Raw genomic sequence first — 26,219 nt, forward strand, 5'->3', positions numbered from 1 at the left:
GGGTCGTTCAGGCGGGTTCGTTGAAGGTGGGCTCGGCCGGTTCGACCACGTCGTAGTCGCGCTCCCAGCCCTCGTTCTCGAGCTTCAGGGTCTGGATCGCGACCGCGTTGGCGTTGGCGTCCAGGTCCGGCAGCGCTTGGTACTCCGACACCCAGCAGCGGAACACCTTGTAGGCGATGGCCAGCTGGCCAGCCTCGTTGTAGACCTCGATGATCAGGTCCTTGCGAAAGTTCGCCAGCGACACCTCGGCGCCCAGCCCGGAGCCGAAGTTCCAGACCTTGTTGGCCCAGCGCTCGAACTCGACGTCGTGCGTGACACCGCGCTCGAGCGTGATGGCCTCGAACTTGGTGCGGCCCGGGGACTTGCGCGTGGAAGACGGATCGCCCCCCTCGCGGTGCTCCACCGGTTCGGTGCTGCGCTTGAGCGCGCCGACCTTGGAGATGCCGGCCACGTAGCGGCCGTCCCACTTGACGCGGAATTTGAAGTTCTTGTAGGGGTCGAAGCGGGTGGCGTTGACGCTGAACTGTGCCATGTCGTTCTTCCTCGATCAGGTTGGGATCTGGCCGGCCATCTGCTGGATCTTGATGACCACGAACTCGGCCGGTTTCAGCGGCGCAAAGCCGACAACCACGTTCAGCACGCCCAGGTTGATGTCGGCCTGCGTGGTGGTCTGGCTGTCGCACTTGACGAAGTAGGCGTCGCGCGCCGAGGCGCCCTGGAACGCACCCTGGCGGAACAGCCCCTGCATGAAGGCGCCGAGGTTCAGGCGCACCTGCGCCCACAGCGGCTCGTCGTTGGGCTCGAACACCACCCATTGCGTGCCGCGGTACAGGCTTTCTTCGAGGAACAGCGCGAGTCGGCGCACCGGCACGTACTTGTATTCGTCGGCGCTGACGTCGGCGCCGCGCAGGGTGCGCGCGCCCCAGACCACGCGGCCGTTCACACCCATCGAGCGCAAGCAGTTGATGCCCAGCGGATTGAGTTGGCCGTTCTGCAGGTCGTTCAGATTGATCTGCAGGTCCTGCACGCCGTTGAGCGCCGCGTCGAGCCCGGCCGGCGCCTTCCAGACGCCGCGCGCCACGTCGGTACGCGCCATGATGCCGGCCACCGCGCCACCAGGCATGAAGGTGTCGACACGGCTGTCACGCAGCGGGTCGACCATGCGCAGGCACGGGAAGTACAGCGCGGCGTTGCGCGCACCGGGGCCGCTGAGGTTGAGCCCGGTGCGGCCGGTCTGCGCATTGCTGACGGCACTGGCCGCCGGCACGGCCCAGCCGGGATCGGGGTCGACGACCAGCATGGCGCGGCGCTCCACGCACAGCGCCAGCGCGGCCTGCCAGACGTTGGCCGGCACCGGGGTGTAGGTGGAAGGCAGGGTGGTGGTGTTGCGCGCCAGCGGCGGGATCACAAGCAGGTTGAACAGGTCGGCATGGGCCAGTGCATGGATGCCGGTGCGGCCGGCGGCATTGCCCAGCAGGTCCTCGGCGCGCAGCGGGGGGCCGTCGTTGCCGCCGGCGGCGTCGATCCATGTGATGGTGGTGGCGGTGACGGTGGAGGCGGGCCGCGCCGCCGGCACCGCGCCCAGCGCCCGCACCAGCGTGGATTCGCGCTCCAGCACCAGCGGCAGGTAGCGCGGGTCGCCGGCGGTGGTGGACACCGCACCGATGGTCTCGAACACAAAATCGTCGCGGCCCGGCCGCACGCGGTAGCGCAGGCGCAGGTTGAAGCGCGTGGTGTCGGCGGCCGGCAGGCCGCTGTCGGTGCCATGGTCCACTGCGGCTGACAGCCGGCCGCCCCAGGCGCCCAGGCTGGCCGCCGTCAGCACGAGATTGTCGCCGCCAGCCGGCAGCGTGAGCGTGGCGGCCGAGGCCGCAGCCGGCGCGTCGGCCGCATCCGGATCGGCGGCGGTGCCGACCAGCCGCACGACCAGCGCCAGCGCGCCGCCGTTCAGGTAGAAGTCGCGCACCGCATAGGACATGGGGCAGTCCACGGCCAGGCCACCGAACCTGCGCTCGTAGTCTGCGAAGCTGGTCAGCATCAACGGGTCGTTGATAGCGCCGGAGGCGGCCCGGCCGACGAAGGCCGTGATCGAGGTGGCCACACCGGTCAGGGTGCGCACGCCACTGGGCACTTCTTCCACGTAGACGCCTGGGTAACTCAGGGCACTGGGCATACATTCCCCTCCATCAATTGATGATCAAGAGCCTGGCGGCTCCGCCTGCGATCCCTCGTGGCCTGCGGACTTGGCGGCGCGGTACACCGTCTGGCCGTCCGGACCGAATGCGCACTCCATTTCGCCGCTGGCCACCAGCGCGGCCAGCGCCGCACTGACAACGTCTGGCGAACTCCTCGCCGTCGGCGGCTGCAGCCACCAGGCGGCGATGCCCGCGACGGTGTCGCAGGCCTGCGGATTCGCACGCACGTAGCGGCCCAGGGCCGCTACCACTTCCGTCACCGCAATCGTCGCGCCGGGCATTCAAGTCCACCCCACGAAGTCACGAACGCATCAGCTTGCAGCAAGCGTGCCATCCATTTTTCAATGGCAAGTGCTTGATTCGATTGGGTTTTTTGACAGATGCTTGGGAGTGTTGTGCGGTCGGATACACAGCCCCTCCATTGCAATCCGCAGACGCTGCGTTGGCGGTTTCCGGGAGAGCCGCTGTTGCGAATGCGGTGCGTGTCGTGGCGGACACGGGTGTGTTTGCGTCGACATGGGGCCGCGCGAGCGGCGCAAGAATCTCATCCACCTAACAGTGGAGAAATGCGGGGGCGGGGCGGAGAAAGGGAGGAGGTGGCGCTAAACGCTGCCGAGCGCGCGTGCCTTGACGCCGTATTTCTTGACAAGTCGGCTCAGCGAGGCCCGTTCGATGCCGGTCAACCGTGCGGCCTCGCTGATGTTGCCAGCCGTGCGCGACAACCAGTCCTCGATGAAGCGGCGCTCGGCTTGGTCGGCGGCTGCGCGCTTGGCCGCGCGCAACGAATGCGGAGGCGCGGCGGCTGACACACCGGGGACGCCAACCTGGGCCAGCTCGGGCGCGCATCGGCGCAGATCGTCGACGCCGACCTCGGATCCCTGGCAGACCACGTGGGCCTTGAGCAGCACGTGCTCCAGCTGGCGCACGTTGCCAGGCCAGTCGTAGGCACGAAGCAGCGCCAGGCCGGGCTCGCCGATGCGGCGCGCCAAGCCGTCGGTCTGTCGCGCCGCCTTGGCCAGCAGGTGCGGCACCAGCAGGTTCAGATCGTCAAGACGCTCGCGAAGCGGCGGGAGGGTGACGCGAAAGGCGTCCAGCCGGTACAGCAGGTCGTCACGGAACATGCGCGCCGCCGCCTTCTCGTGAAGGTCAACGTTGGAGGCCGCGACGATGCGCACGTCCGCATGATGCAACTGGTTGCCCCCTAGCGCCCGATAGCTGGAGTCCTGCAGAAAGCGCAGCAGCACGCCTTGGCCACGAGGCGACAGCGCTTCCACTTCATCCAGGAACAGCGTCCCGCCCTCGGCCAGGCGCACCAGGCCCTGGCGCGCCTGGCTGGCGTCGGTGAAAGCGCCGCGGGTGTGGCCGAACAACTCGCTCTCGACCAGTGTGTCGGGCAGCGTCGCGCAGTTGACCGGGATGAAGGGGCAGTGCCGGCGCTGGCTCTGGTAGTGCACCGCGCGCGCGACCAACTCCTTGCCGGTGCCGGTTTCGCCGGCGATCAGCAGCGGCGCGGACCACGCGGCGTAGAGCTTCACCAGCTCCATCGCTTCGCGAAAGGGCGGGCTGCGGCCGACAAGATTCTGCGCCAGCGCCGTGCAGGCGTGGCCGTCACCATCGGCCTCTGGACAGCCTGCGGTCTGCGTGCATGAAGAGCTGTTTGTGCGCATTCTTCGTCCGTCCTCAACCCGCCGATGTGGGCAATCCCCGGATTCGCTCACTCTTACTGCCTGGCGAAACGCTTCGCGGACCACGTCGCGCCTGCGTTACGTTCGCGTCGTCACAGAAGAGAGCGGTCGACTTCCATCGCATGACTTTGGAGAACACACGCCCTTGTTTTTTGCAATGGCAATGCCCACGTCGCGCGAGATCCAGCTCCCGCGCGGCGACCCATCTCCCCGAGTTATTTAGTCCAGCCGACCCAGCCGTGAACACGCCAAACGCCCGGTAACCGAATACCGCGGCGTGGACAACCCGGCGCTGGCTGGCAACGCGCAGCAACGTGTTCGCTCCGATCGAAATGCAGCGCCGCTTCGGTGGACCAGAGAGTGCGCCGCATTGCGGCTCGAGACCTACCGACACGACTCGCCGCGAAACCAACGAAGCGCAACGAAGCGCGCCCATCATCCGTCCACAGGGCAGAACGCGCATCTGCCAAACGAACTAGTGACGAGAGTCAGAAGTTTGACGTCTCCCGCCGAACCCGGAGCGTTTCAAAACCAGAGGTGGAGCGAGAGCCGCCGCTTCGCGGAGCCCCTCGCTGTGCGGATCGCGGCCTCGGTCTGCGCCTGTGACTGTGAACTGGCGCGAGCGTTGGGTGCCGGGCAGGGTATCTTGGCGTACGGTACCCGGCCAGAGTTCGTGCGATGTGGCATGTTTGACGCGTGACGATCATCCCGCTGAGCCTGGATCATCAGCGCCGTCCGCAGCACATGGCTCAGGCGCTAGTTCTCCACGACCGGCCCCATATCGACTTGCGGCTGCCGGTCGTGGCGCTCTTACGCCAGGGTCTGAGGATGACCCCCGTGGCATTCACAAAGCTTCTCTGCCGCAAGCGTCGGGCCGAAGTCTCGCAGCGTTCGCAGATCATCGAGATCGCACGCGCGGCAATGCCTGGCGCCAGCTGATTGTTGCTGGCACGCCCGCGCTTGCGTGAGAACCGCCTACCCCGCCTTGGGTGGCGGCGGATGGGTGTACGCGTAGCTGGGCATCACCCGCTGGCGCAGGAATGCCGACACTTCCGCATTGAGCTTGCGTTCGCTGTCCAGGTCATTCGGCAGCGCCAAGTGAAGCGCCGGGTACAGGCTGAAACGGTACAGGTCGAACGCTACCTCCACCACGTTCCCGTACGCGATCGCTGCCTGCACACCGGCACGGTACGACAGCCACGCCAGCACGAGCGAGATCAACGCCAGCCCCAGCCATGGCGGGTGGCGCCACAACAGCGCGCCGCACACCAGAGCGGCCAGAAAGAACACTGCGGCAAAGCGCAGCGTCACGTCCATCTGGTTGCGCGCATCGCCCAGAAGGCTGCGCATTGACTCGGGCAACAGCGGGAACAGTCGCGGCCAGATCACCACGCCGTCCAGACCGTAGGCACGCTGCGGTCGGTCCTCGGCGGCGCGCAGTACATTTCCGAGCGCGGTGGGCATCAACCGGTCCGCCGACGGATAGCGTTGCATCAGCGCCGCTGCGCTCGCCTGCATGCGCTGGAGGGTCGGCGCGTCGGGCTGGCCGCCACCTTCGTAGCCCAGCGCCTTCACCAGTGCATCGCGTCGGCGCGCTTGGCGCGCGGTGGCGAGGCGCGCCAGATCGCGTGCACCCGGTGCATTGCCCCAGTAACCCTCCAGCAGGCGCACCAGCGAAAGCTGCAGGGGGTGCAGCACGAGCGCCAATGCGAGCAGCGCGGCCACCAGCAGCAGTGCCTCGCCGCCGCCCGGGTCCTTGGCAGCGGCCCACAGTTTGGCGACGTCAGGTGCGGCCTGCGGCGCGCCGCTCGCGAGCAGCGAGGCGATCAATCCGAACAGCGCCAGGTTTGGCAGCAGGCCGACAAGGGACAAGCGCGGGCCGACCTCTCTCAAGCCGCTGTCGATCAGGCCGTCGAGTTTCATCGGTGCGACCTTCAGCCTTGCAGGACAAGCGGCTGGTCGGGGTGGCGCGCGCAGTTCGGCGCATCGTCAAACACGATGGTCACGAGCGAGTAGCCGCAGTCGCGCCGCGGGCACACCCAGTGCGTGGTGCTGTAGTTCCCCACGCCCGGCAGCAGCATGGCGTCGGATGCGCCGACGCCCTTCAGGCCGTCGCCGACGAACGTGATCGTCGCTTCGCGGTTCACGGTGCCGAGCAGCACTGCGCCGCGGCGCACCTGAATCTCGGTACACGAATCGTCGGCGCCGAAGGTACTGACCAGTGTGCCGAGCACCTGCGCATCGCTGGCGCCGCTCACGTCCACGACCACGGCCATGGCCGCGCCGGCGTCGCGCGCCGCCACTTTCGCCACGATGAGCTTATCGAGCAGTCCCATGGTGTCTTCCTTTCGCGAAACGGATTTGCGGCTTGCCGACCGCGAAAAAGGCGGCCCAGTGCACCGGGTGAGCGTAAGGGCGCTCGGGCCCGCCTTGCAAGCGGGTCGCGGCCGCCTCGAGCATGAAGCGCGCTGCCGGCTGCAGGCGCTGTTCGTGCATTGCCAAGAACCGCGCGCGTGCCTCGTCGCGCGGCATCTCGCGCAAAGCGCCGGCGCTCTCGCGCAATGCGGTCACGACGTCGAACGCGTCGCCCGACGCCGCGAGCCGGCGGTAGAACAGGTCGGCGGCGAGCAGCGTGAGCGACTCGGGCACCGGCCACAAACTGCACACCACCGCGCCCACACCGGCCAGCAAAAGGGCCGCGGGCAAGCCGCCGTATTCGTCGATCACCGGCTCGAAGCCGCCGGAGCCGGTTTCACAGGCGGAGAGAAAGGCCACACCGAGCCGATTCAAGCGCGTGCCGACGCCGATGTCGCCCGCCGACCAGAGCTCGGCACTGCGCAGCGGCGCGCCGTCGCGGTACGACGTCCACAACGTGCCGGTAACGCTGAATTCGAGCCTGCGCTCGAGCGGCGTGCCATCGTCGCGCAGGATCTCATGAAGGCGGCCGCGCCCGTCGATGTGGGTGTGACGCCGGCCGTCCCCTTGCTCCTCCCATGCCTCGGCGGCCGCGGCCAGCACGCCGAGCGGGTCGCCGCCGGGCAATCCCAGCGCGCCGGCGCCCGCGTGCATCAGCAAAGCCGATGCTCGGTCGCGGTCGGGTTCCGATCGCCCGTGTCCACAGAAGTGCAACACGCCCGCACGGCGCAATGCGGGTGCCACGAGCGCTTCGGTGGCGCGCTCGTGCGCGAAGCGTTCGACGGCAAAGCCGGCGCCGCACAAGGCGCTCTGCACAGCTGCGCTTTCGGCGGCGGCGAGCGGCAGATCGCCGGTCGGGTTCTCGACGATCACCGCGCGGCGTGAGCTCGGCGGACGCGGCGCACGTGAGGCCAGCAGGTGCGCGAGGCTGGGCGCACTCGCGATCTCGATCTCGGACAGCGAGGGGAGCGCCCAGAACGGCAGCAGGTGCAGATAGCGGTGCGCGACAATCGTCAGCCGGCGCACGCCGAACTCGCGCGCGGCCTTCGCAATCCAGCGCCCGAGGTCGGCGTCGACCGCGGCGAGCAGGCCATCAAGCACCGCGGCGTGTTCGAGGCCGAGCTCCGGCGCGCCCATCGCGAAGAGCCAACCCGGGCGCGCCTCGTCGCCTGCCATCACACGCATCCAATAGCCGTGGGTCCACTCGCTGATCCATTGCGCGCGGCTCGGCTGCTCGCGGTCGCCGTGGCGCACCAGCACCGCAAGCGTGCCGCTGAAACCGCTGCAGATCGAAAGCACCGCCTCGTGTTCGACGAGCGCCGCTGCCACTTCAGCGAGGCCGGGCGATACCAGCGCCGACGCATCGAACTGCGGCCGCAGCCTGCGGTAGCGCTCGTACACCCGTGCGTGGCGCGACACCTGACCGTGCATGCGGTCACCGGCGTCAGCGCGATCGGGAGTGGCGGCCGTCGCCGTCGAACCAAGCGGCGCGCCGCGCTCGTGCGCATGCAGCTCGCGCTCGAGGCGCAGCAGCGTTCGCCCGCGCGGGATCGTGCGCAACCACGCGCGCTGGCGCAGGCGCAGGCTGCGCGCGGCATCCAGCGCACGCAGGGCCTCGTCCCAGCGCCCAAGCGCACCGAGCGCGAAGGCGTGATACGTGGCCAGGTTGCTGAAATGCTCACCTCGGTCCTGTACATCGGCGTCGCGCAGCGCGTCGAGATAGTCGTCGCGCGCCGCATCGATCAGCGGTGCGAAGAGCCGCGCCGCGGTCTCGTGCTCGCCGAGTTCGAGGCGCCGGCGTCCCTCGTGGTACGCGACGATGCGGTCAATGTCGTCCGGCACCGACTCGCCGCTGCGCGCTGCAGCCCAGGCCGTCGCCGCGACTGCCGCGTTGCTCTCGTCGACGTCAATCAGCATCGCGAGCAGCATACGGCTCTGGCGCAACTCACGGTCGCTCGAACGCTCGGCACCGATCGCGTCGGCGCGTTGACGCGCGAGAGCGGACTGTTCCTTGAGGCGCGTAGCTTCGCCGGCGTCGCGCGCCTTGATCGCCAGCTTGGCGTGAAACTTGAGCGACACAACGTCCAGGCGGCGCGGCAGCTGCGGCTCGCCTTCGATGGGCAGCCGCTGCCGGGCCTGCTCATAGAGCGACACGGCTTCATCCTCGGCAGCAAGGCCATGATCGAGCAAGTCGATCACCGACGAGACGAACGATGAGGGATCGTCTTCGTTCAGCGCTGCGCCAAGCCGTTGGCGCACGAGAGTCTCGGCTCGTTGCAGGTCGCGCTGAGGGTGCGACTCGGGCAGCGACAGGATCGCTCGCGCAACGATGCCGCCGATGCGTACATGGCCCTGCGCCATCAGGAGCATCTCCTCGCCCACCGCGACGCGGCGCTCGTCGTCGTCGGCGCGCTTGGTGAGGCGAGCGCCGCCGATCCAGCGCAGCAAGAAAGCTCCGGATTCTTCGCTCAGCGCCGTGTAGGGCCCGGGCGTGTTCTCGAGCCTGGCGAGTTCGCCCAGGGAGTAGGCGAAGCCCATGCCGAAGCGCGCGAAGCCTTCGCCAAGCGCCGCGTCGCGTTGTGCGTCGTCCGCTGCGGCGAGGGCACGCTGCACCAAAGCGAAATGATGTTTCGCATCTGCCTTGCTCACCTTTCGTGCTTCTTCGCGAGCCATTGGTGGACCATACGCCGCATGCAGTGACGCGGCAATGCTTGTACTGTGGGCGGCGCATCACGAGCTGTGGACTAAAAGCAACCTCGCTTTGACCATGGCCGCGACGATGCGGTCCAGATTGTCGAGTGCCCTTGAGCCGAAGGAACAGTCCAGGCTGTAGGCACGAAGGCGCGCTTTGTCCTTGGATGCCGCCGGCGTGCGCAGGATCACCGAGCGGTACTCTGAAGTGGTCAACTTGCTGGTCGTGACGATTCCCAGCTCGTTGGCCTTGAGCTGCGTGTCCTCATCGCTCAGGAAGCGACTGTCCTGGACGAACAGCTCCTTGCGAAAGCCGCAGCGGTAGATCCGGTAGAAAGGCGAGTCGTGGTCGTCTGTGCGGCGGCGGATAACCGCCAGGCGTCGGTCCTCCTCCGCGTCGGTGCCGCGCTGGTATTCAAAGGCTATCGCGCTGGCGTCCGTGGGGACCACAAAGCGAATCCAGGGCTCCTGGCCGTGGCCACTGGCGACGATCTGGCTGGACAGATGGCCGAAGAACAGCGGAAGGATGCGCAGCGTTGTTGTTTTGCCTACGCCGTTCTCGCCCAGCACCGCAGCGCGCCGCACGGGTCCACGGAAGTGATCCGCCCGCTGGGAACGTGCTGGTTGGAACCGGCATTGATCAGCACCATACGGTGGAGTTGGTAATTGGACATGTTCCGTGATCCGCAACGTGGGCCGGTTGGCACCCTTCTGTAGAGATGCAGCCTCACTGGGTTGATTTCGGCGCTGTCTCCGCGATGCACTCAACCAAGTTCAGCGCCGCCAGCATAGGCATCTTTTCCGTCTCGGATTCGATGCCCAGAAGGCCGTGCTCCCCGAACTTGCCGAAGACGTATGCGAGCAACTGCTGCTCGGGAGCATCCTTCACGACATTCAAGGACGTGGTTCATCGACCGCATACGTTGCATCGACCGGTTGAATCCGCGAATCCGCAAGGTACAGACAGTCGAAACGAGACCCATTTGGGCCTCTGCTACGGGGCAAGAGTCAACTCAATGGCTGACAACAGGGCGGCGCCGCACCCCCTTTGATGCTAGACGTCAATCTGCTCAGCAACGTCCAAAGCGTCATCAACTTCAATGCGGATGTCAGCGCAACCAGCAGCAGCTACCTGCGTGAGGATCCGCCGCCGATGGAAAGCCACACCCCCCGACGAAGCGCGCGTTGTCACATTGGTGTGACTCATTCATAGGAGGGATGCCCGGAAGACCTGAATGCTCTAGCGTGCGAAGGTGCCTCTCCGACCACAGCACGCTGAAAGCCATTCAATGACCGGCTCCGTCGTCCTCGTTGAATCTCTGGCATCGGCAGATGTCGCGCCCGCGCACGGTGGCATCGCACCGATCGGTTCCGATCGAGCCTCATCCAGGTGCATGGGCAAGCCTGGTGCACATCCATGGTGCCGATGGCCGTACTGTGCAGGCACGCGTCGTGAAGGCCGGCTTGCCCCGCCTGTGCGTCGCATCCACAATCCGGGTGAGGTCGAAATGCTTACACCGGACATCGAGGGCGAGCTCGAGCGCGTCGTACGTACCGTGCTGGTCGTGGACGTGGTGGAATCTGTTCGCCTCATCCAGGAGGACGAGACGGGGGCGGTTCGACGCTGGCGTGCATACGTGGCCGAAGTCGCGGACCACATCGTGCCAGCGCACGGCGGCAGGCTCATCAAGAGCCTAGGCGATGGGCTGATGATTGAGTTCCCGGCGGCGCCGGCTGCGGTGCAGGCGGCATTGGCGCTTCAGCAACTCAGCAGGCTGTCAAACGAAGGGCTGCCAGAAGCTCGGAAGATGCGGGTTCGCATCGGAGTGCATGTCAGCCCGCTGATCGCCGATGCGCGAGATGTCTATGGACACGGCGTCAACCTGACCGCCCGCCTCGCCACACTGGCCGGACCGGATGAGATCGTGGTGTCAGCGGACGTGCGCGATCAGCTTATTCCGTCGCTCGACGCGGACGTCGAGGATTTGGGCGAGTGCTATCTCAAGCACGTCCATCAGCCGGTGCGTGCATTTCGCGTGGGCGCACCGGGCGAGCGCCCCAGCTTCGAACTAGTCGACGAACGAGATCCGCTCAAGGCCACCGTGGCTGTAATTCCGTTCGTCGCGCGGGGCGTACCGGCGGAGCACGAGATCGTTGGGCAAGCACTGGCCGACGACATCATCGGGGCCTTGTCCCGCTCGTCCGAGATCGACGTGCTTTCGCGGCTCTCGACAACTGCGTTTCTAGGACGCGAGGCCTCTCTCGGAGCGATGGCCAACTACCTTAATGCCGACTATGTGGTCTCCGGTTCCGTGGCCATTAGCGGCAACCGATTGATCTTGCACGCCGAACTGGCCGACGGGCGCTTGGGGCAAGTGGTCTGGTCGAAGACGTTCAGGGGCGACGCCAAGGGCGTCATCGCGGGCAAGGATGAGTTGGCCGACAAGGTAGTGAGCGAGATCTGCGTGGCCATGATGGCGCGGGAGTTGGAGCGCACCGTCGGCAAGTCATTGCCCACGCTTGAGAGCCGCACGCTTCTCTTGGCCAGCATCACGTTGATGCACCGTATATCGCCGCTCGCCTCCCAAAGGGCGCAACTAATGCTGCAAGCCCTGATCGATCGTGCGCCCCGTCTTGCCGCGCCCTACGCGTGGTTGGCGAAATGGCATGTGCTGAGGGTTACCCAAGGCTGGTCGGATGACGCGCAGGCGGACGGACGCCAGGCCCTGGACAACACCCGTCGCGCGCTGGACCGAGATGCGACTCTCTCGCTGGCGATGACGGTGGAAGGACAGGTGAACACCTACATCCTGAAGAACCTCGACGTCGCGCAGGAACGCTACGAGGCGGCGCTTCAAGAAAATCCCAACGACGCCCTGGCTTGGTTGCTCAAGGGGACGCTGCACGCATTTCGGGACGAAGGGAAGGAGGCTGTACGCCACACGCGGCAGGCGCTGCGGCTTTCGCCCCTGGATCCGCTCAAGTACTACTTCGACTCGCTGGCGGCCACCGCGGCCTTGGCGGCCGGCCAGTACGCCAGGGCCGTGGAGCTGGCGCAGGCATCGCTGCGGCTCAACAAGACGCACATGTCGACCCTGCGGGCGTTGATCACTGCGTTGTGGGGATTGGGTCGCGAAGAAGAGGCGCGGGCGATGGCGCGCGATCTTCTGAGAATCGATCCGAATTTCAAAGTGTCAACCTTTCTCGAGAGATCTCCATCGGCGCCTTTCCAGCTGGGCAGAGCCGTTGCTCATGCCCTGCGCGGCGCCGGCATTCCGCAGTAAACGCAACATCAAAGGAGAGTCGCCATGAGCGTTGTCGAAGGCGTTGAAGGAGTCGAGGGAGTCGAAGGCGTCGAAGGCGTGGAGGGCGTGGAGGGCGTTGAAGGGGTCGGACGAGCCGCCCGCATGCCCGTTTCCGCGCTGATCGCCCAGCGCGAGGGCATCGCGGGAAGCTGGAACAGTGTGGGCACGGCCTGGAACAGTCCGGGCATTTCCGGCAACTCGCCAGGACCGCTCGATCGCTGGGACCCACGCATACGACGCTTCCTGTTCGAATCCGAACTCCTGTCATCGTTGTACTTCGCGACCGACACGACGCTGCCCGCCGGCTGGGCCACGCTGTGGAGCCTGACGGAGGCCGGCACCGCGTCGGGCACGGCGAGTCCCAGCGGCTCGTGGCATCGGTTCGTATCGATGAAGCCTCCGCTGACCTCCATCCTGGACGGCAGCTCGGCGCCCCTGCCTGACCAGCTCTCTCTCGTGGCCGGCTATGCCGATCTCCGAACCGATCGCGCTCGTGAGATTCTTGCCCAGCTGTCACCGCAGTACGCCTTCTGGGGCTCTGTCGTGCCGCTGTACCCTGCGCGTCACAAGCGCACGCTGGAGCTTCTGGGCATCGTGCTGCGTCTGGCCAAGTATGCGGAGATGAATTTCAAGAACGCGATGTCCGTACGGCGACCCAACGAGTACTCGCCGCAGATCCAGCCCATGATCCAGACGCCAATCCACGGCTCGCTGCCCAGCGGCCATTCAACGGAGGCGCATGCGGTGGCCCGTGTTCTGTTCGAACTCATACAACTAGCCCCGCCTTCGCCAGCGCCGCCACCGCTGGCGAGCCAGCAATTGCGCGAGCAACTGACGGTGCAGGCCGCGCGCATCGCGATCAACCGAACCGTGGCAGGTCTGCACTACCCGGTTGACAGCATGGCGGGCCAGTTCCTCGGCCTTTCCATCGGGGAGTACTTCATTGCGCGGGCACGCCCGATCCTTCCGGGTGCATCTCCTGCTGCCGCGGCCGCTGCCCTGACAGTCCAGGCCTGGGAGTTCGATGGCACGCAGTATCCGAGGTCGCAGGACTTCAGCGGCACCGAAATCTTTAGCCGCGCCACAGGCGTACGCGTGCCGACTGCCTTTCATCAGCCGGTGGCTGCAGTTCCTTCCTTCCAGGTCCGCTCCGCTCCTGGTCTGAATTGGTTGTGGCGCGCGGCGGTGGCCGAGTGGCCGTAACAAGGACCGATGATGGCCACCCATGGACCAAGCGGGACGCCGGCGCATCCCTATCTGGACTGGGCAATCGCGACCAATTTCGCCCATCTGCGGCCAGGCGACTGGCTGCCCTTGCTGGTGGAGTTCGACCTGCAGCAGATGCCTCGAACACGATTCATAGCCCTCACGTGGCTCGACGCCCGTCTGAAGAACGACGTCTGGATCCCCGAACTGTTCAAGCAGTTGCCGGCCCAACTTAACTTCTGCGTGCTCTTCATTCGCAAGAGCAAGGCGGACGACGTGGTGCGAAACGCATCGTGGAGGGGGACCATCCTGCGAGCGGAAATGGGGCCGCCGGGCGATCTTGTCGAATTGGCCCAGCTTCCCATTGCATCGATCGAAGCCGAGGACGCCGATTGCGAATGGATGCTTCGCCTGGTGGTCGCCGTGATCGACGAAGGGATCAGTTTCGCCCACCCACGATTCAGAAAGACGAGCAACCAAACCCGCGTCGAGTTTGTGTGGCGGCAGGACGCGGGCATCGAGATCACCGCGGCGCAGATCGACGCAGCGGTGGCCGCTGCCAAAGCGGCCGGAGAAAACGAGGACAAGGTGTACCGCGCCATCGGCGGGCTGGACATGAGCGTCGAAGGCTACAAGCCGCTGGCACGCCGGCACTCGCATGGAACCCATGTGCTCGACCTGGCAAGCGGGTACGACATGAGCCCGTCACTCACCCGGCCGCTGATCATTGGGGTCGACATGCCGGAAGACGCTGTGGGAGACCCGGCAGGCTCCACGCTGATCGTTCATGCGGCCATGGGGCTGCTCTACGTCTGGCTGCGTGCCATGTCAATGCGCCGCCCCAACGAGACCCTGCTCGTGGTGGTGAACATCAGCTACGGGACTCATGAAGGACCGCATGACGGAAGCTCGGTGTTTGAACGTTTCATGGACGCGGTGATTGCGTTGTCGCGGTCGAGGCATACCCCCATCCGCGTCGTGCTGGCTGCCGGCAACTTCCGGCAGTCGCGTGCCCATGCCCGTTTCGATTTGCCGGCCGGTGCCACGCAGGTGCTCGCGTGGCGGCTCCAGCCTTGCGGACTGACGCCGAGCTTCATGGAAATCTGGTTCCAGGCGGGAACGAATGTCACCGTGACGCTGACCTCGCCATCCGGTGCAAAGCTGGTGCACTCGCCCACGAGCATCCCGAACCCCGGCGTCGACCCGTCCGGATTCTCGATCTCATATGTGGCGCCCGGCACGGCACTGAGCTGCTTCCTGCTGACTACACCGCCGACGGCCGAAGATCCTTGGGCAACCATCCCGCACATGGTGGTTCCATCCGGAATCTGGGAGGTCAAGTTGACGAACGGGTCGGGCGCCAGCGTCCCCGTCGATGCCTGGATCAAGCGCGGCGACACGCTCGGTGGGCGACGCGCCAGGGGGCGGCAATCGTACTTCGACGATCGCGCGTACGTCCGCCACGAGCTTTACGGACAGCCCAAGGAGTTCGACATCCCGCCAGCGGGCAGCTATAGCTACGTCCAGCGACAAGGCACGCTGAGCGGCATCGCGACCGGATCCAGCACCTACGTCATCGGCGCTTACCGGCGTGGCTCCAAGCCGACTGACCAGATGCCGGCTGCTTACTCCTCGGAAGGCCCGGCATCCCCGATTCCCGGGCGGACCATGAAGGCCCCCAACTGGCTCGCGCCCAGTGAAGATGCCTTCAGTTGTCCGGGCGCGCTCGGCGCTGGCACACGCAGTGGCGCGCGTGTTGCCATGAACGGGACAAGCGCGGCCGCCCCGCAGTTGACGCGCTTTTTCGCCGAAACGTGGACTGGCACCGTGTCTGGCCCGGTCCCGCCGCTGCTATTTCCGGTTTCGACCCGCGTGCCGTCCGCCGATCGGCCCCTGGTCGCCGGCGATGGTTTGGTGCCCTTGAAACCGCCCTACGGGCGTGTATGGAAAGATCGCCCATGATGCATGGGCTTGCCTCAGCCGACGCAATGCCCAGCCCGACTCAGCGTATCGTCACCCACTGCCATTCCAGTCGGTTGTCAGGCCGATGGACCACGTCCACGTTACTGCGCATGGCCCACGGGATCATCTGGCGGTGCAGCGGAATATGGTGGACCTGCTCGCCGTGTTCGCGCATCGCATCCTTGATCAGTTGCTCCCGTTTGCCGGGATCCGGCTCCACGGACGATGCCGAGGCAAGCTCATCGAGCTTCGGGTTCCTGTAGTTGCCCCAGTTGTAGTAGCCCACGCCGTTCGGGCCGCGCGAACGCAGCACCGGCGTCAACGTGACCTCCTGATCAGTGATCGATCCTCCCCAGCCAAGCATATACATCGAGACGTCGAGCTTTTCGGTCTTCGCAAAATACAGCGCTCGAGGTTGCGCGTTGACGCTGACGTTGACGCCGATCCGGGCCCACATCGCGGCAAGCGCGATGCAGATCTTCTCGTCATTGACATAACGGTTGCTCGGGCAGTCCAACGTGACGTCGAAGCCGTTTGGAAATCCGGCCTGCGCCATCAGCATGCGTGCCCGTGGCAGATCGAAGGGCAGACGCTTCTCAAGTGCCGCGTCGTTGAAGATTCCCAGCGGCGAGGGCGAGAGGGTGCCGGTCGGGCGCGCCTGCCCATGCATGACCGACTTGCGCAGCGTCTCAATGTCGACAGCTTGATAGAGGGCCGTTCGCACGCGCAGATCCTTAAACGGATTGCGGCCCTTGACGGAGCTGTATAGCAGTTCGTCTCGGCCCTGGTCCATGCCGATAAAGATCACGCGATTCTCAACGCCCTCAACTACCTTGATGTCCCTGGCAGCGCGAAGTCTGTCCAGATCCTGCGGCGCAGGGTCGAGCACCAGTTCGACCTGCCCTGACAGCAATGCGGCCGTACGAGCGGGATCGCTCTTGATTGGCGTGTAGACCACCTCCTGCACGTTGCCGCTGAAGTGGCCCCACCAGCCGGGGTTTCGCCTGAAGACCGTTTTGACGTCGGGTTGCCGCGAGACGAGAACGAAGGGCCCGGTACCGTTCGCATGCAGCGTCGTAAACCGGATCTCCCTGGTCTTGAAATCCTGCGGCTTCACGGCATCGTGATCTTCGCACCAGCTCTTGCTCATCATCGGGACCAGGGCCACGTGCTCCAGGAAGATCGGATTCACTTGCCCCAACGAGAACTCCACCGTGAACGAGTCCATCTTACGCACCCCTCCAAGTGCGGAGGCGTAGGCGCGCAGACCGGAGGCCGGGTCCTGGGCCCGCTCGACAGAGAAAACGACATCGTCTGCCGAGAAGTATTGCCCGTCGTGGAACTTGACGTTGGGGCGCAATTGCATCCGCCATAGCGTGGGAGTGAGCTGCTGCCAACCTAGCGCCAACACCGGAATGAGCCGGAGTTGCCTATCGCGGCCCACGAGCGTCTCGTACACCTGCCCATTGATTGCGTTCGTCAGTAGCTCATTCTGCGAGTGGGGGTCGACCGTTTGCAGGTCGCCCTGAGTTGCCCAGCGCAGGACTTGCGCCCAAGCATTGGCTCCAAGCGCGAAGCCGACCACCAGGACGGCAACGAGACTTGAAGCAGAGTTCTTCCTCACCATCGGATCCTTCCAACGGGGACATACCGCGGACAAAGACGGCGGCCGGGCATTGCACCAGCTACTTTGCTTGCGCGCCGCGCAATCCTATGCTCACAGGCGCAAATGTCCATACCCTGCAAGCAAGACACGCCGCCAAGAAACTGAAATGCCGAATGAGTTCGTGTGTGCGTTGCACAGGTAGACCGATAGCACCCTTGCAGATTGCGGGGATCTGTTGTTGTTGTTGTTGTTGTGTCAACGCCTTGTTATGTTTATTTCATTCTCTCCCGCCCTGAAAGGCTGCCCGCGCAGAGCAGAAGAGGGGGCCACTGCATCGCGACAAACTGACATGGCCTGGCAGAGCCGGCACACCGCCGTCTCGCCGCTCGCAGGAGCTTTGCCATGCCATTCCTCGCGCCCTCGTTCGCACGGCTGCCGCCCCTGGCCTCTCTGCTGGCCGACCAGATGGAATCGCGCAAGAAGATCGCCCGGTACCTGGGCGTGAGCCTGCGTACCCTGCAGCGCTACCAGGCCAGCGGGAACGCACCCCGCGCCATCTATCTGGCGCTCTGGTTCGAGAGCCGCTGGGGCATGGCCGCCCTGCACGCGCAGGCGTTCAACGAAGCCCAGCACGCCCGCGCCTGGGTCGCCTCGCTCGAGCGCGAGTGCGAGCGCCTGCGCGGCGTGATCCGCGCCCTCGAAAACGCTCAGGGGCAGGGTGCGGCCAACTCGGCGGTGTTTAACGCGTTCTAAGCCGGGCTGGACGTTGGGGCATGGGCGCGGGAGCTCGGCTAGGCCCCGCTGCCACCGCCACCACCGCCACCACCGCCACCACCGCCCGCGGGCATCGTGAGCATGCCCGCCCATTGTGAGATGACCGGTGGTGCGGGTCTGCGGCTCACCAGCGTGAGGGGTTGGCAATGCAGTATGTGGGGAGGGCAGTTGCCCGTGAAATGATGGCGCGCGACAGCCTGCTTCGCAGCGAAAGCGGCCCTTGAGTGTCGGAGCACCAGACGTCGGCGGACGGCCCAAGACCTGACGGTCGAGCGTGGCACTCCAAATTAGTTTGTCAACGCGAATGAATCGTCTGGATTCGGAACGCGCACATCCTCAAGTGAGCTTTCCGAACCACAGCGACAGGTCGTGCAGCGAATCGCGCAAGGCCTTGAATCGCTGCCCGCCCAGATGTGCAGTCCACTCCTGTTCGATCGCAGCTAGGCAATTGCGGGCCTGAGCAAACATTTCCCAGCCCCAACGGCAGGGTGAGTCTGCCGCGCGATCCGACACGCTCGCATGCGATTGGCCACGCGGAGCGTAACATTCATCGGCAACTTGCATAGGAGTCGACGGGTGTGAACGGGTCTGGTCTCAAGCAGCGCCTGGCAGCGATCCTCGCCGCGGATGCGGCGGGCTATTCGCGCCTGATGGCGATCGACGACCGCGCGACCGTGGCCGCGCTGGATGCGGCGCGCACGGTATTTCGTGCTCAGATCGAGTCAAACCATGGCCGTGTGATCGACATGGCTGGCGACTCGGTGCTCGCCGTGTTCGACACCGCGGCCGGAGCGGTCACCGCGGCCGTTGCTGTTCAGCATGAGTTAAGCATGTCCTGCGACGCGGCGCCTCAGGATCGGCAAATGCGCTTTCGGATCGGCGTTCACATGGGCGACGTGATCGAGAAGGCGGACGGCACGGTGTACGGCGACGGGGTGAACATTGCAGCGCGGCTGCAGGCACTAGCCGAACCGGGCGGCATCACCGTCTCGGACGCAGTGCACGGGGCCGTGAGGAGCAAAGTCAGCGCGGAGTTTGTCGATCAGGGCGAACAGCAGGTGAAGAACATTGGCCATCCAGTGCGGGCCTTCAAGGTGGCGCCCGCGAGGCCATCGGTGAATGTCGCCGCGGCGGCATCGCCATCGTCTGCGCCGGAGCTGCGTTTGCCTGACAAGCCCTCGCTCGCGGTGCTGCCGTTCACCAACATGAGCGGAGACCCCGAGCAAGAGTACTTCGCCGATGGCATCACGGAAGACATCATCACCGACGTCTCCAAGATATCCGGCCTGTTCGTGATCGCCCGCCACTCGTCCTTCACCTTCAAGAAGCAAAGCGTCGACATAAAGGACGTCGGAAGGAAGCTGGGCGTGCGACATGTGCTCGAAGGCAGCGTGCGAAAGGCTGGCGAGAGGGTGCGCATCAATGTGCAACTCATCGATGCCGAATCCGGCGGCCACGTCTGGGCCGAGCGTTATGACCGGGACCTCGAGGACATCTTCTTAGTCCAGGACGAAGTGACGCGGAAGATCGTCCATACGCTCGAAGTGACCCTCACCGGCAGCGAAAGGGCGCGCCGGCAGGATCGCGGCAAAGTCAATGTCGAGGCCTACGACTACCTCATTCGCGCGAAACGCTGCATCCTGGATTTCAATGCCGCAGCGCTCGTCGAGAGCCGTGCCATGCTGGAGCGCGCACTGGCGATCGACCCGGGGCTGGCGCAGGCCAATGCGTACTTGGCGATCTGCTGCAGCGTCGAGTATGTCAACGCATGGAATGGTCGCGCGGCGAGCGATTTGAAACAGGCCCTGGCGCTGGCGCGCAAGGCGTGCGAGGTCGACGCGTTCGAAGCGGTTTCGCACCACGCGCTGGCCGTCGTCCTGATGTGGCTGCGAAGCCTGGACGAAGCCGAGAGCGCGGCGCGGCGGGCGATAGAGCTCGACCCGAACTCTTCCCAGTCCCATGGGACCCTGGGCAACGTGCTGCATTTCACCGGACGGCACGAGCAAGCGCTCGAGTCATTGGAACGGGCGCTTCGGCTCGACCCGGAATTCAACCTGTGGATGCATGCTCTTGGGCGGGTCCTATTGGCCCTCGGACGCTACAACGAGGCCGAAGCGACGTTCAAGCGGCGCCTGATTTATATGCCCGCGTCGGACGTCACGCGCGCCTACCTCGCCTCACTTTACGGTCATACCGACCGTCAAGACGAGGCCCGTCGAGTCTGGCGAGAACTGATGGCCATAAACCCCCAGTACACGATCGAACACACGCTGCGAGTCCTGCCCTACAGAAACCCCGCGCCCCTCGAACAGTTCGTGGAGGGTCTGCGCAAGGCCAGGCTGGCGCAATGAGTCCGGTATGGCGATTGTCCAGTCAACGCTCCTTGGAGCGCGCGTCAGTCCTCCAGTGCCCGAATGGATTGGTTCGGGCCGATGGCCGAACGGCTGGGCTCGAGCCAAGACCTGACGGTCGAGCGCGGCACGCCAAAGTAGTCTGTCAATGCGAAAGTTTTTTTACGAAAGGAGTCTGCCATGAATGAAGTCCATTCGCCAGCCGCACAGGAGGTCATCCGCGTAGGGCAACTGGAAATCCGGTACTTGCAAGAGGCAGGCAATGGCTGCCAGATGGGCTGCTTCGAGATGCGCGTGCCGCCGGGGTCCAATGTGCCGCCGCCGCATAGCCATTCCGCGAATGAAGAACTGGTGTATGTGATCGAAGGAACACTGCGCTACACCGTGGGCAGCGAAACGCGCGAACTGCAGCCCGGCGACACCATGACAACGCCGCGCGGTGTGGTCCACGGCTTCAGTAACCCGCACGACGTCGTGGCGCGGGCGCTCGTGATCAACACTCCGGACATCGGAGCGCAGTACTTCCGCGAAGTGGGATCGATAATCAATGCCGGTGGACCGCCCGACCGGGCCAAGCTAATGGCCACGATGCAGAGCTTCGGGCTGGTGCCGGCGGCGCCACCAGGAGCGCCACAGCACTGACGACTGCTGGCGCAGCCGTCCTATCGCTCCTCGACAAGCAAGTTTGATCGACTGCTCTCCAAAATCTCGACCGGCGTTTCAGGGTCGAGTTCACCAGATCACACGACCGTGACGAACGACAGGTTCCAGTCTTGAACGGCAGTTCGAACGCCGGCGCGCCAATGACCGCAACCAGTCTGGAGCCGTCGTACCGGCTCGCGGCGCTGAGCGATCGCATCCAAGTCTGCAGCCGCCAGATCTGTGCACAGGACGGCTGCAGACGGCTTGGCACAGGCAAGCCGCAGTTCGCTCGGCAAGCTCAAGGGCCTGGACTCGACGGTCGCCGGACCCATTTCCGTTTGGAAGCGCTGCCAGCCTCACCGCATGTGCCTGACAGCGTGCTTCGAGCATGCCATGTGCCAATAGTCACGAAATCGCCTATGACCCAGCAACCAAATCGCATCTATAGCTCCTCCTTGGATAGAGTGCCGGCTTCACGGTCGATATTGCCGATCAAACGACGACGAGGAAAACGCATGTTGCGATGCATGAAGTGCAGCCCACTGGAGGGCATGATTGGCTTGGTGTCGATGTTGCCCCGGCGGATCAACGTTGCGCTGGACCCTGGCCAAGTGATGATGGCGGTGCAGTTCCCCGGATCGCCGTAATGGGAGAGATCGCTCAGCAGATCGCGATCATGGCGGGCGTGCTCGCCGCGAGCTTCGCCGGGCCGCTGGTAGCAGTCGGCCTTCTTGTTCAAATGCGTTCGAGCTTGCCGCCTTGCTCGCGCGCGGCTCGTGGCGTGCCTCAACTAGACCATCACATCTCAGAATCGCGCACGCTATATCTGGTCCCCCATTCGATGGATGCGCGGCCAAGCACCGCGCCTTACGCTAGATCGGTTTCGAGTTGAAAAGAAGAGGCCACACCCCGGACTTGCAATCCACTCGGGAGAGGGGCACATCGACACCAGAACGAAACCCCCATGGGGCGAGGAGAACGAAATGCGCTGGCGTTTGCTCACAATCTGCGCGTGCTTCGGCCTGATCGCACTGGTCAGCTCATGCACACAGCTCGAAGTAAGACGCAACACGGGGGGGCTGATCGAGGGAATCCCGTATGCGTTGCCGCAAAAAAGCTTCCTGCTCACTGTTGATTACGAAGTCAGGCGGTGTGACGTGACAGCTGGCAGGCTCTTGCTAGAGGTGCGCACCACTGCAGCCCTCACGGCGTTCACGGAACCCGGCGAGCGGTTCTACATACCTTACGCATCCGTTCACAACCTGTTGAAGGACACCGACGTCACTGTCGAGGGCTACGACAACGGCACCGTAAAGTCGGTGTCCGCCACCATCACGGACAAGACCGGCCCAGCTATCACGGCATCGATTGGCACTGTCCTTCGCCTTGGGGCGCTGGGCAGTGGGGCACCGCCAATTGCTACCGCCACTGAGCGCAAGTCCGACGCGGAGGTTCGCAACTTCTGGTGCGCCAAGGACGTGCGCGAAGCCTTGGATGAGATCGCATCGCTGGAAGCCAAGCTCAAGCAGCAGGAGGTGAAGAACGGAGGCGCTGGCAAGAAGTTGAAGGCGCCACCAGAGGCGCCTGTGGCTGCCGCAGGCGGCGTGCCCGATCCGTCAACCAGGCTGGAGGAGTTGCGAACCGCGCTGCGTTTCCGGCAGGCGCATAAATGGACGCCGAGCAAGGCGGTTCAGCCCTCGGGCGCGCGCCAATTGAGCTTCACGGTCGGCCCCGACGAGTGGCTTAAATCTGGGCGGTGGATCAATTCGGAGGCGTATGACGCAATCAAGAAGCAAATCGCTGCCGACACGCGCGCGCAATCGAAGTTCGAACGGCTGCACGCCCAGGTCGTGATTGATCTGGACAGGCCGCTGCAGGAAGATCCAACCCTCGTCGAGCCTTTGCCAGGCTATGTCCTTCGGAGCCCCAGCTCTGGATCGGTGCGCCTTTGCGAAGGCCTCTGTCCGAAAGACAGCGCGAGCCTCGAGGGTGTGGTGAGCGTGTCTCAGCAGATCCTGCCGCAGATGGGCGAATACGTGCTGCTACCGCTCAAGAATCGCTTGTTCGAAAAACAGACGCTCGCCGTCAGTCTTTCCGCCGAAGGGACGCTTCAGAAAGTTGGCGTCACGTCCACCGCAAGTGCGGCGGCTGGTCTCGAGAACCTGAACGCGAACCTCGACGCGATCAAGGCGGCGCAGGACGCCAGGGACAAGGCCAATGAGGCCGCAAGGAGCGCCGCGTCGAGCCAAACCGCTACAGCTGCGAAGAAAGTAACGGACACGAACCAGGCCGTGGCCGCCTGTCTAGCAGCGCAGCAGGCTGTGATCGCGGCAAAGGGAAGACCCACCGGCATTTGCCAGTGAACGGGCCCGGCCGCGTAGTGTCGGTCGGTCACATCGCGAAGGTGAATGCATTGACGCCGGCTTCTCGTGCAATGCGGCTTCTACCTCCCGTTGAAAGGCAGCCCATGGTTTCAGTCGCAAGGTTTCCCGCCATGACGGACCTGACCCGAACTTGCGCGATGGGTCCGATATCGCGCCAATGGCGCGCGATTCTCCTAGCCTGCGCAACAGGTTGCTTTATGTGCCCGGGATTGGCGCGGAGTGATGAAGCGGCAGCTCAGGCGGCTCCGGTGGCTCGAGGTGCTCTCGCCTCTGCCTCAGGCCCCGCACCACTCGAGTTCAAGCTCGGCACTGACATCCTGCCGGCGGGCAAAGTCCAGTTGACCAACGGAATCGAAGTCAAGGCCAGCGACTGGCCAACGTTGGTGATGGCGGAGATACCAACTGGTCCGCTGGTCGGATCCAAGCAGAAGGCGAACACCTGCACGGCGACACTGGTCGGGCCTACCGTCCTGCTCATGGCGGCCCATTGCGTCGATGATCCTTTGACCGGGACGGTGCGCAGTGCATTTCTCAGAGTCGACGGCAGAAAGTTGACGATCAAATGCGAAATCCATCCCGCCTATCTGCTTCGTGATCCCCGCATCTTTTCGCCGCGCGGGAGCGAAGACTACGCCCTGTGTCTGATCGATACGGAGAATGTCTTGCCCGCGACATTGGGGGCCCTTCGCTTTGACGTGGTCGACGTTGACAATGCGCTGCAGCCGGGTGAGCCGGTCCTCATGGTCGGCTACGGCTGCTCGGACCTGCATGTCGTGGTGGACGAACTGGCGTGGACTCCGACGGACAAGCTGCTGAGGATCGGCGACGAGCGCATCGAGTCCGGCGCAACGGGCGCCGGATCGGCCCCAACCTACGCCATCATCAACTCGGCCAAAGGACTAGAGCCAGCACTGTGCCCGGGCGATTCCGGCGGCCCGCTCTACTCCGGATCGACGACTGGCGATCCAGGCGCCGTGCGCCGCGTCCGTGCCATCAACTCCATGGTGGATCTGCGGCGCCGCCTCGACGGCGGCTTCGACATCGTGTCCTCCGTCGCCGTGACCGGGGGCCAGACCTTCTCCAAGTGGGCGACAAGCTGGGCAGCTGAGCCCCTGAGGAACGGCCCCGTCATCTGTGGCATCAATCGTCGCGCAGGAGTACTTCCATGCTTGAACTGAATCGCCTCGCGCACCTTGCGCACCCAATGCTGCGCGCAGGCATTGTGTTCGCAGTTTTTTCGGCGGCCGTCTGCGCAGCGGCAGATTCCACGGGCAACCTCATCACATTGCGCGCAGTTGGTCCGCACCTTGCGGACGCCAAGATCCGATACATCGCCTTCAACGCGAAGCCCACGCGGCTTGACGAATCGGTGACCGGCCGGCTGGCGCAGCGAACGCCGGAACAGGTGATCACGACCTTGTGCGGCTCCGTTCGCTCGGCTTACTACACGGCATTCCTTGAGGCCAACAACCTGACCGCCCTGGCGCCCAATGAACCGCTGGGAGACAAGGCCCAGACGTTGGTTTGGCCAGCGTGCCTGTATGTGAAGACCGCTGCCGGTGGCCTTCCGACCACCGTCAAGTCCGGCGAGACTGCGAGCGAAATCTACTCGCGTCTGACGGGGGGCGGAGGCAGCCCCGCGGCAGTGAGCCGCTTTTTCAACAAGAGCGCCAGCAACCTCAAACTGGTACGGCCCGATCAGGTGCTGAGCGCCGCGCACGTGACGGCACCCGTGACATTCGCGCCGAAACGAGGCGACGCTGCTTCCTTTGTTGATGGATTGGCGCGCGCCGGACGGACCCAGGGTGCGGAACTGCAGGCCGCCGTGCTGCGCGAGATCGAACCATTCCATGGGCGTATCGTTGTCGGCATTGCCGCGGACACTCCCGGCTCCGTGGCATCCGCCACTGTGCGCTGTCGTGCGAGATCCGACCCGCCCTTCGATGCAGCGGCCACGGCGGCCGCCTACCGCTTTGCTTCGCAACGACGGGACGCATCGCACCCGTCGCTCTCGGCGACCCGGGCGGACGTCGCCGTGGTGGACAACGGCTTCTTCGGCGCGAACCCGCGAACCAATCCGGCGCAGCCCTTCAAGGACAGCCCTTTCTCTCAGAAATACTTCGCGCTGGATGATCGGTCGACGATCGCGCGCAAGATGGAGTTTCAGCTCGGGGATGTCTGGCCAATCAACTTCTCGAACGACATCGAACCGACGGCCATCAGCGGCCATGGCACGCATGTCACCGGTGTCATACTCGGTGGCCCCGCGTTCGCGGAGTTTCGATCTGCTTCCGATGCAAATCCGTGGGCTCTTGTGAGCGAATTCAACGTCGCTAAGGGCTCGGACCAGCTCACGCGAGGATCTCAGACCGTGTTGCAAAGCGTGCTTAGCTTAGTCAACGTGAGCTGGATCGTGAACCTGAGTGTCGCCTACGACGGCAAGACAAACAAGGACATTGCTTCAGCTTTTGCGCGCTTGTTCCGTGCTGGCGAGGAACCGAACCTATTCGTGGTAGCTGCCGGCAACAGCGGCGAAGATGTTTCAAACACGCTGGTCTATCCCGCCGCGTACGGCGGACCCACTGCGGAGAACGTGATCACCGTGGCAGCACTCGACGGAGACGGGGGTCTTGCGCCGTTCTCGAACTACGGAGCGCGCGCCGTCGACATCGCGGCGCCAGGATGCGAGATCGAGTCCTGGATCGCGAACACGCATGAACTCACAAGGCTGAGCGGCACCTCGCAGGCAGCGCCCTGGGTGACTTTCACCGCCGCGCTCCTCAGGTCGCTCGACAAGGCATCGAGCGCGCAGGAACTCAAGGTTCGCGTCATCGCGAGCGCGGATCTCCTGGATGAGGAGCGCCACTGCTGTCCGGTTAAATGATCCGCTGCGGGGCTGAGATCAAGCATTGGCGCGGGCTGCAGGCCGATTTTGTTTGGTGCCGATTTGAACTTCGATCACGAAGAACCGCGTACTTTCCCCGGTTTGGCAGCCCCGGGGAG

The 26,219-nt window shown here is 64.8% G+C and carries 21 protein-coding genes; 10 read left to right on the top strand and 11 right to left on the bottom strand.

Features of this window, described 5'->3' with window-relative positions:
- Positions 1-7: 7 nt before the first annotated feature.
- From ACSQ89_RS33685 to ACSQ89_RS33700, 4 genes are all read right to left on the bottom strand, one after another.
- The gene (locus ACSQ89_RS33685) at positions 8-532 is read right to left on the bottom strand and encodes a phage tail protein (protein ID WP_093103603.1); all 525 of its coding nucleotides are present in this window, start codon (positions 530-532) and stop codon (positions 8-10) included.
- Between the two features lie 15 nt (positions 533-547).
- Complete coding sequence (locus ACSQ89_RS33690; protein WP_436292944.1) at positions 548-2,173, bottom strand: phage tail sheath family protein; 1,626 nt, start codon at positions 2,171-2,173, stop codon at positions 548-550.
- A gap of 24 nt (positions 2,174-2,197) precedes the next feature.
- Positions 2,198-2,455, bottom strand: coding sequence for a hypothetical protein (locus ACSQ89_RS33695; RefSeq protein WP_436292945.1), 258 nt, complete (start codon positions 2,453-2,455; stop codon positions 2,198-2,200).
- A 342-nt stretch (positions 2,456-2,797) separates the two neighbouring features.
- Positions 2,798-3,862: a sigma 54-interacting transcriptional regulator gene (locus ACSQ89_RS33700; protein WP_436292946.1), complete on the bottom strand. Its 1,065-nt coding sequence runs from the start codon at positions 3,860-3,862 to the stop codon at positions 2,798-2,800.
- A 714-nt stretch (positions 3,863-4,576) separates the two neighbouring features.
- On the opposite strand from ACSQ89_RS33700, the gene ACSQ89_RS33705 reads away from it, so the two are divergent.
- Positions 4,577-4,819 carry a hypothetical protein gene (locus tag ACSQ89_RS33705; protein WP_093103596.1) on the top strand — a complete coding sequence of 81 codons (243 nt, stop codon included), beginning with the start codon at positions 4,577-4,579 and terminating at the stop codon, positions 4,817-4,819.
- Positions 4,820-4,855: 36 nt separating this feature from the next.
- Here ACSQ89_RS33705 and ACSQ89_RS33710 read toward each other — a convergent pair whose 3' ends face one another.
- The 5 genes from ACSQ89_RS33710 to ACSQ89_RS33730 all read right to left on the bottom strand — a co-directional run bounded on the left by ACSQ89_RS33710 (position 4,856) and on the right by ACSQ89_RS33730 (position 9,884).
- Positions 4,856-5,803 (bottom strand): hypothetical protein, encoded by a 948-nt coding sequence (locus ACSQ89_RS33710; RefSeq protein WP_436292947.1) that lies wholly within the window; start codon positions 5,801-5,803, stop codon positions 4,856-4,858.
- Positions 5,804-5,814: 11 nt separating this feature from the next.
- Positions 5,815-6,216: a hypothetical protein gene (locus ACSQ89_RS33715; protein ID WP_093103593.1), complete on the bottom strand. Its 402-nt coding sequence runs from the start codon at positions 6,214-6,216 to the stop codon at positions 5,815-5,817.
- On the bottom strand, positions 6,200-8,944 hold the full coding sequence (locus ACSQ89_RS33720) for a CHAT domain-containing protein (RefSeq protein WP_436296887.1): 2,745 nt from the start codon (positions 8,942-8,944) through the stop codon (positions 6,200-6,202). The genes ACSQ89_RS33715 and ACSQ89_RS33720 overlap by 17 nt, the downstream gene beginning before the upstream one ends.
- Positions 8,945-9,025: 81 nt before the next feature.
- Positions 9,026-9,556, bottom strand: a complete 531-nt coding sequence (locus ACSQ89_RS33725; protein ID WP_436292949.1) for an ATP-binding protein — start codon at positions 9,554-9,556, stop codon at positions 9,026-9,028.
- A 157-nt stretch (positions 9,557-9,713) separates the two neighbouring features.
- Positions 9,714-9,884 carry a hypothetical protein gene (locus ACSQ89_RS33730; RefSeq protein ID WP_436292950.1) on the bottom strand — a complete coding sequence of 57 codons (171 nt, stop codon included), beginning with the start codon at positions 9,882-9,884 and terminating at the stop codon, positions 9,714-9,716.
- Positions 9,885-10,494: 610 nt separating this feature from the next.
- Between ACSQ89_RS33730 and ACSQ89_RS33735 the strand changes: the two genes are divergently transcribed.
- The 3 genes from ACSQ89_RS33735 to ACSQ89_RS33745 are packed head-to-tail and all read left to right on the top strand — an operon-like array spanning position 10,495 to position 15,459.
- Entirely contained in the window at positions 10,495-12,270 is a 1,776-nt protein-coding gene (locus tag ACSQ89_RS33735; protein WP_436292951.1) for an adenylate/guanylate cyclase domain-containing protein, read from the top strand.
- Positions 12,271-12,294: 24 nt separating this feature from the next.
- Positions 12,295-13,494 carry a phosphatase PAP2 family protein gene (locus ACSQ89_RS33740; RefSeq protein ID WP_436292952.1) on the top strand — a complete coding sequence of 400 codons (1,200 nt, stop codon included), beginning with the start codon at positions 12,295-12,297 and terminating at the stop codon, positions 13,492-13,494.
- Between the two features lie 12 nt (positions 13,495-13,506).
- The gene (locus ACSQ89_RS33745) at positions 13,507-15,459 is read left to right on the top strand and encodes a S8 family serine peptidase (protein ID WP_436296888.1); all 1,953 of its coding nucleotides are present in this window, start codon (positions 13,507-13,509) and stop codon (positions 15,457-15,459) included.
- Positions 15,460-15,499: 40 nt separating this feature from the next.
- On the opposite strand, the gene ACSQ89_RS33750 is transcribed toward ACSQ89_RS33745, so the two are convergent.
- Positions 15,500-17,086 carry an ABC transporter substrate-binding protein gene (locus tag ACSQ89_RS33750; RefSeq protein ID WP_436292954.1) on the bottom strand — a complete coding sequence of 529 codons (1,587 nt, stop codon included), beginning with the start codon at positions 17,084-17,086 and terminating at the stop codon, positions 15,500-15,502.
- Between the two features lie 381 nt (positions 17,087-17,467).
- Between ACSQ89_RS33750 and ACSQ89_RS33755 the strand changes: the two genes are divergently transcribed.
- From ACSQ89_RS33755 to ACSQ89_RS33765, 3 genes are all read left to right on the top strand, one after another.
- The gene (locus ACSQ89_RS33755) at positions 17,468-17,818 is read left to right on the top strand and encodes a hypothetical protein (protein ID WP_436296889.1); all 351 of its coding nucleotides are present in this window, start codon (positions 17,468-17,470) and stop codon (positions 17,816-17,818) included.
- Positions 17,819-18,417: 599 nt separating this feature from the next.
- Positions 18,418-20,190 (top strand): adenylate/guanylate cyclase domain-containing protein, encoded by a 1,773-nt coding sequence (locus tag ACSQ89_RS33760; protein ID WP_436296890.1) that lies wholly within the window; start codon positions 18,418-18,420, stop codon positions 20,188-20,190.
- Positions 20,191-20,370: 180 nt separating this feature from the next.
- Positions 20,371-20,832 carry a cupin domain-containing protein gene (locus tag ACSQ89_RS33765; RefSeq protein WP_436296891.1) on the top strand — a complete coding sequence of 154 codons (462 nt, stop codon included), beginning with the start codon at positions 20,371-20,373 and terminating at the stop codon, positions 20,830-20,832.
- 442 nt (positions 20,833-21,274) lie between these two features.
- Here the strand turns inward: ACSQ89_RS33765 and ACSQ89_RS33770 are convergent, their stop codons facing one another.
- Positions 21,275-21,571, bottom strand: coding sequence for a hypothetical protein (locus ACSQ89_RS33770; protein ID WP_436296892.1), 297 nt, complete (start codon positions 21,569-21,571; stop codon positions 21,275-21,277).
- A 244-nt stretch (positions 21,572-21,815) separates the two neighbouring features.
- Between ACSQ89_RS33770 and ACSQ89_RS33775 the strand changes: the two genes are divergently transcribed.
- From ACSQ89_RS33775 to ACSQ89_RS33785, 3 genes are all read left to right on the top strand, one after another.
- Complete coding sequence (locus ACSQ89_RS33775; protein WP_436296893.1) at positions 21,816-23,195, top strand: hypothetical protein; 1,380 nt, start codon at positions 21,816-21,818, stop codon at positions 23,193-23,195.
- A 131-nt stretch (positions 23,196-23,326) separates the two neighbouring features.
- Positions 23,327-24,394: a trypsin-like serine peptidase gene (locus ACSQ89_RS33780; RefSeq protein WP_436296894.1), complete on the top strand. Its 1,068-nt coding sequence runs from the start codon at positions 23,327-23,329 to the stop codon at positions 24,392-24,394.
- Positions 24,382-26,100, top strand: coding sequence for a S8 family serine peptidase (locus ACSQ89_RS33785; RefSeq protein ID WP_436296895.1), 1,719 nt, complete (start codon positions 24,382-24,384; stop codon positions 26,098-26,100). Before ACSQ89_RS33780 ends, ACSQ89_RS33785 begins: the two co-directional genes overlap by 13 nt.
- Positions 26,101-26,219: the final 119 nt, after the last annotated feature.

The organism is Variovorax sp. LjRoot175, assembly GCF_964253805.1.
In the GTDB taxonomy this organism is placed as follows: Bacteria; Pseudomonadota; Gammaproteobacteria; order Burkholderiales; family Burkholderiaceae_C; genus Variovorax.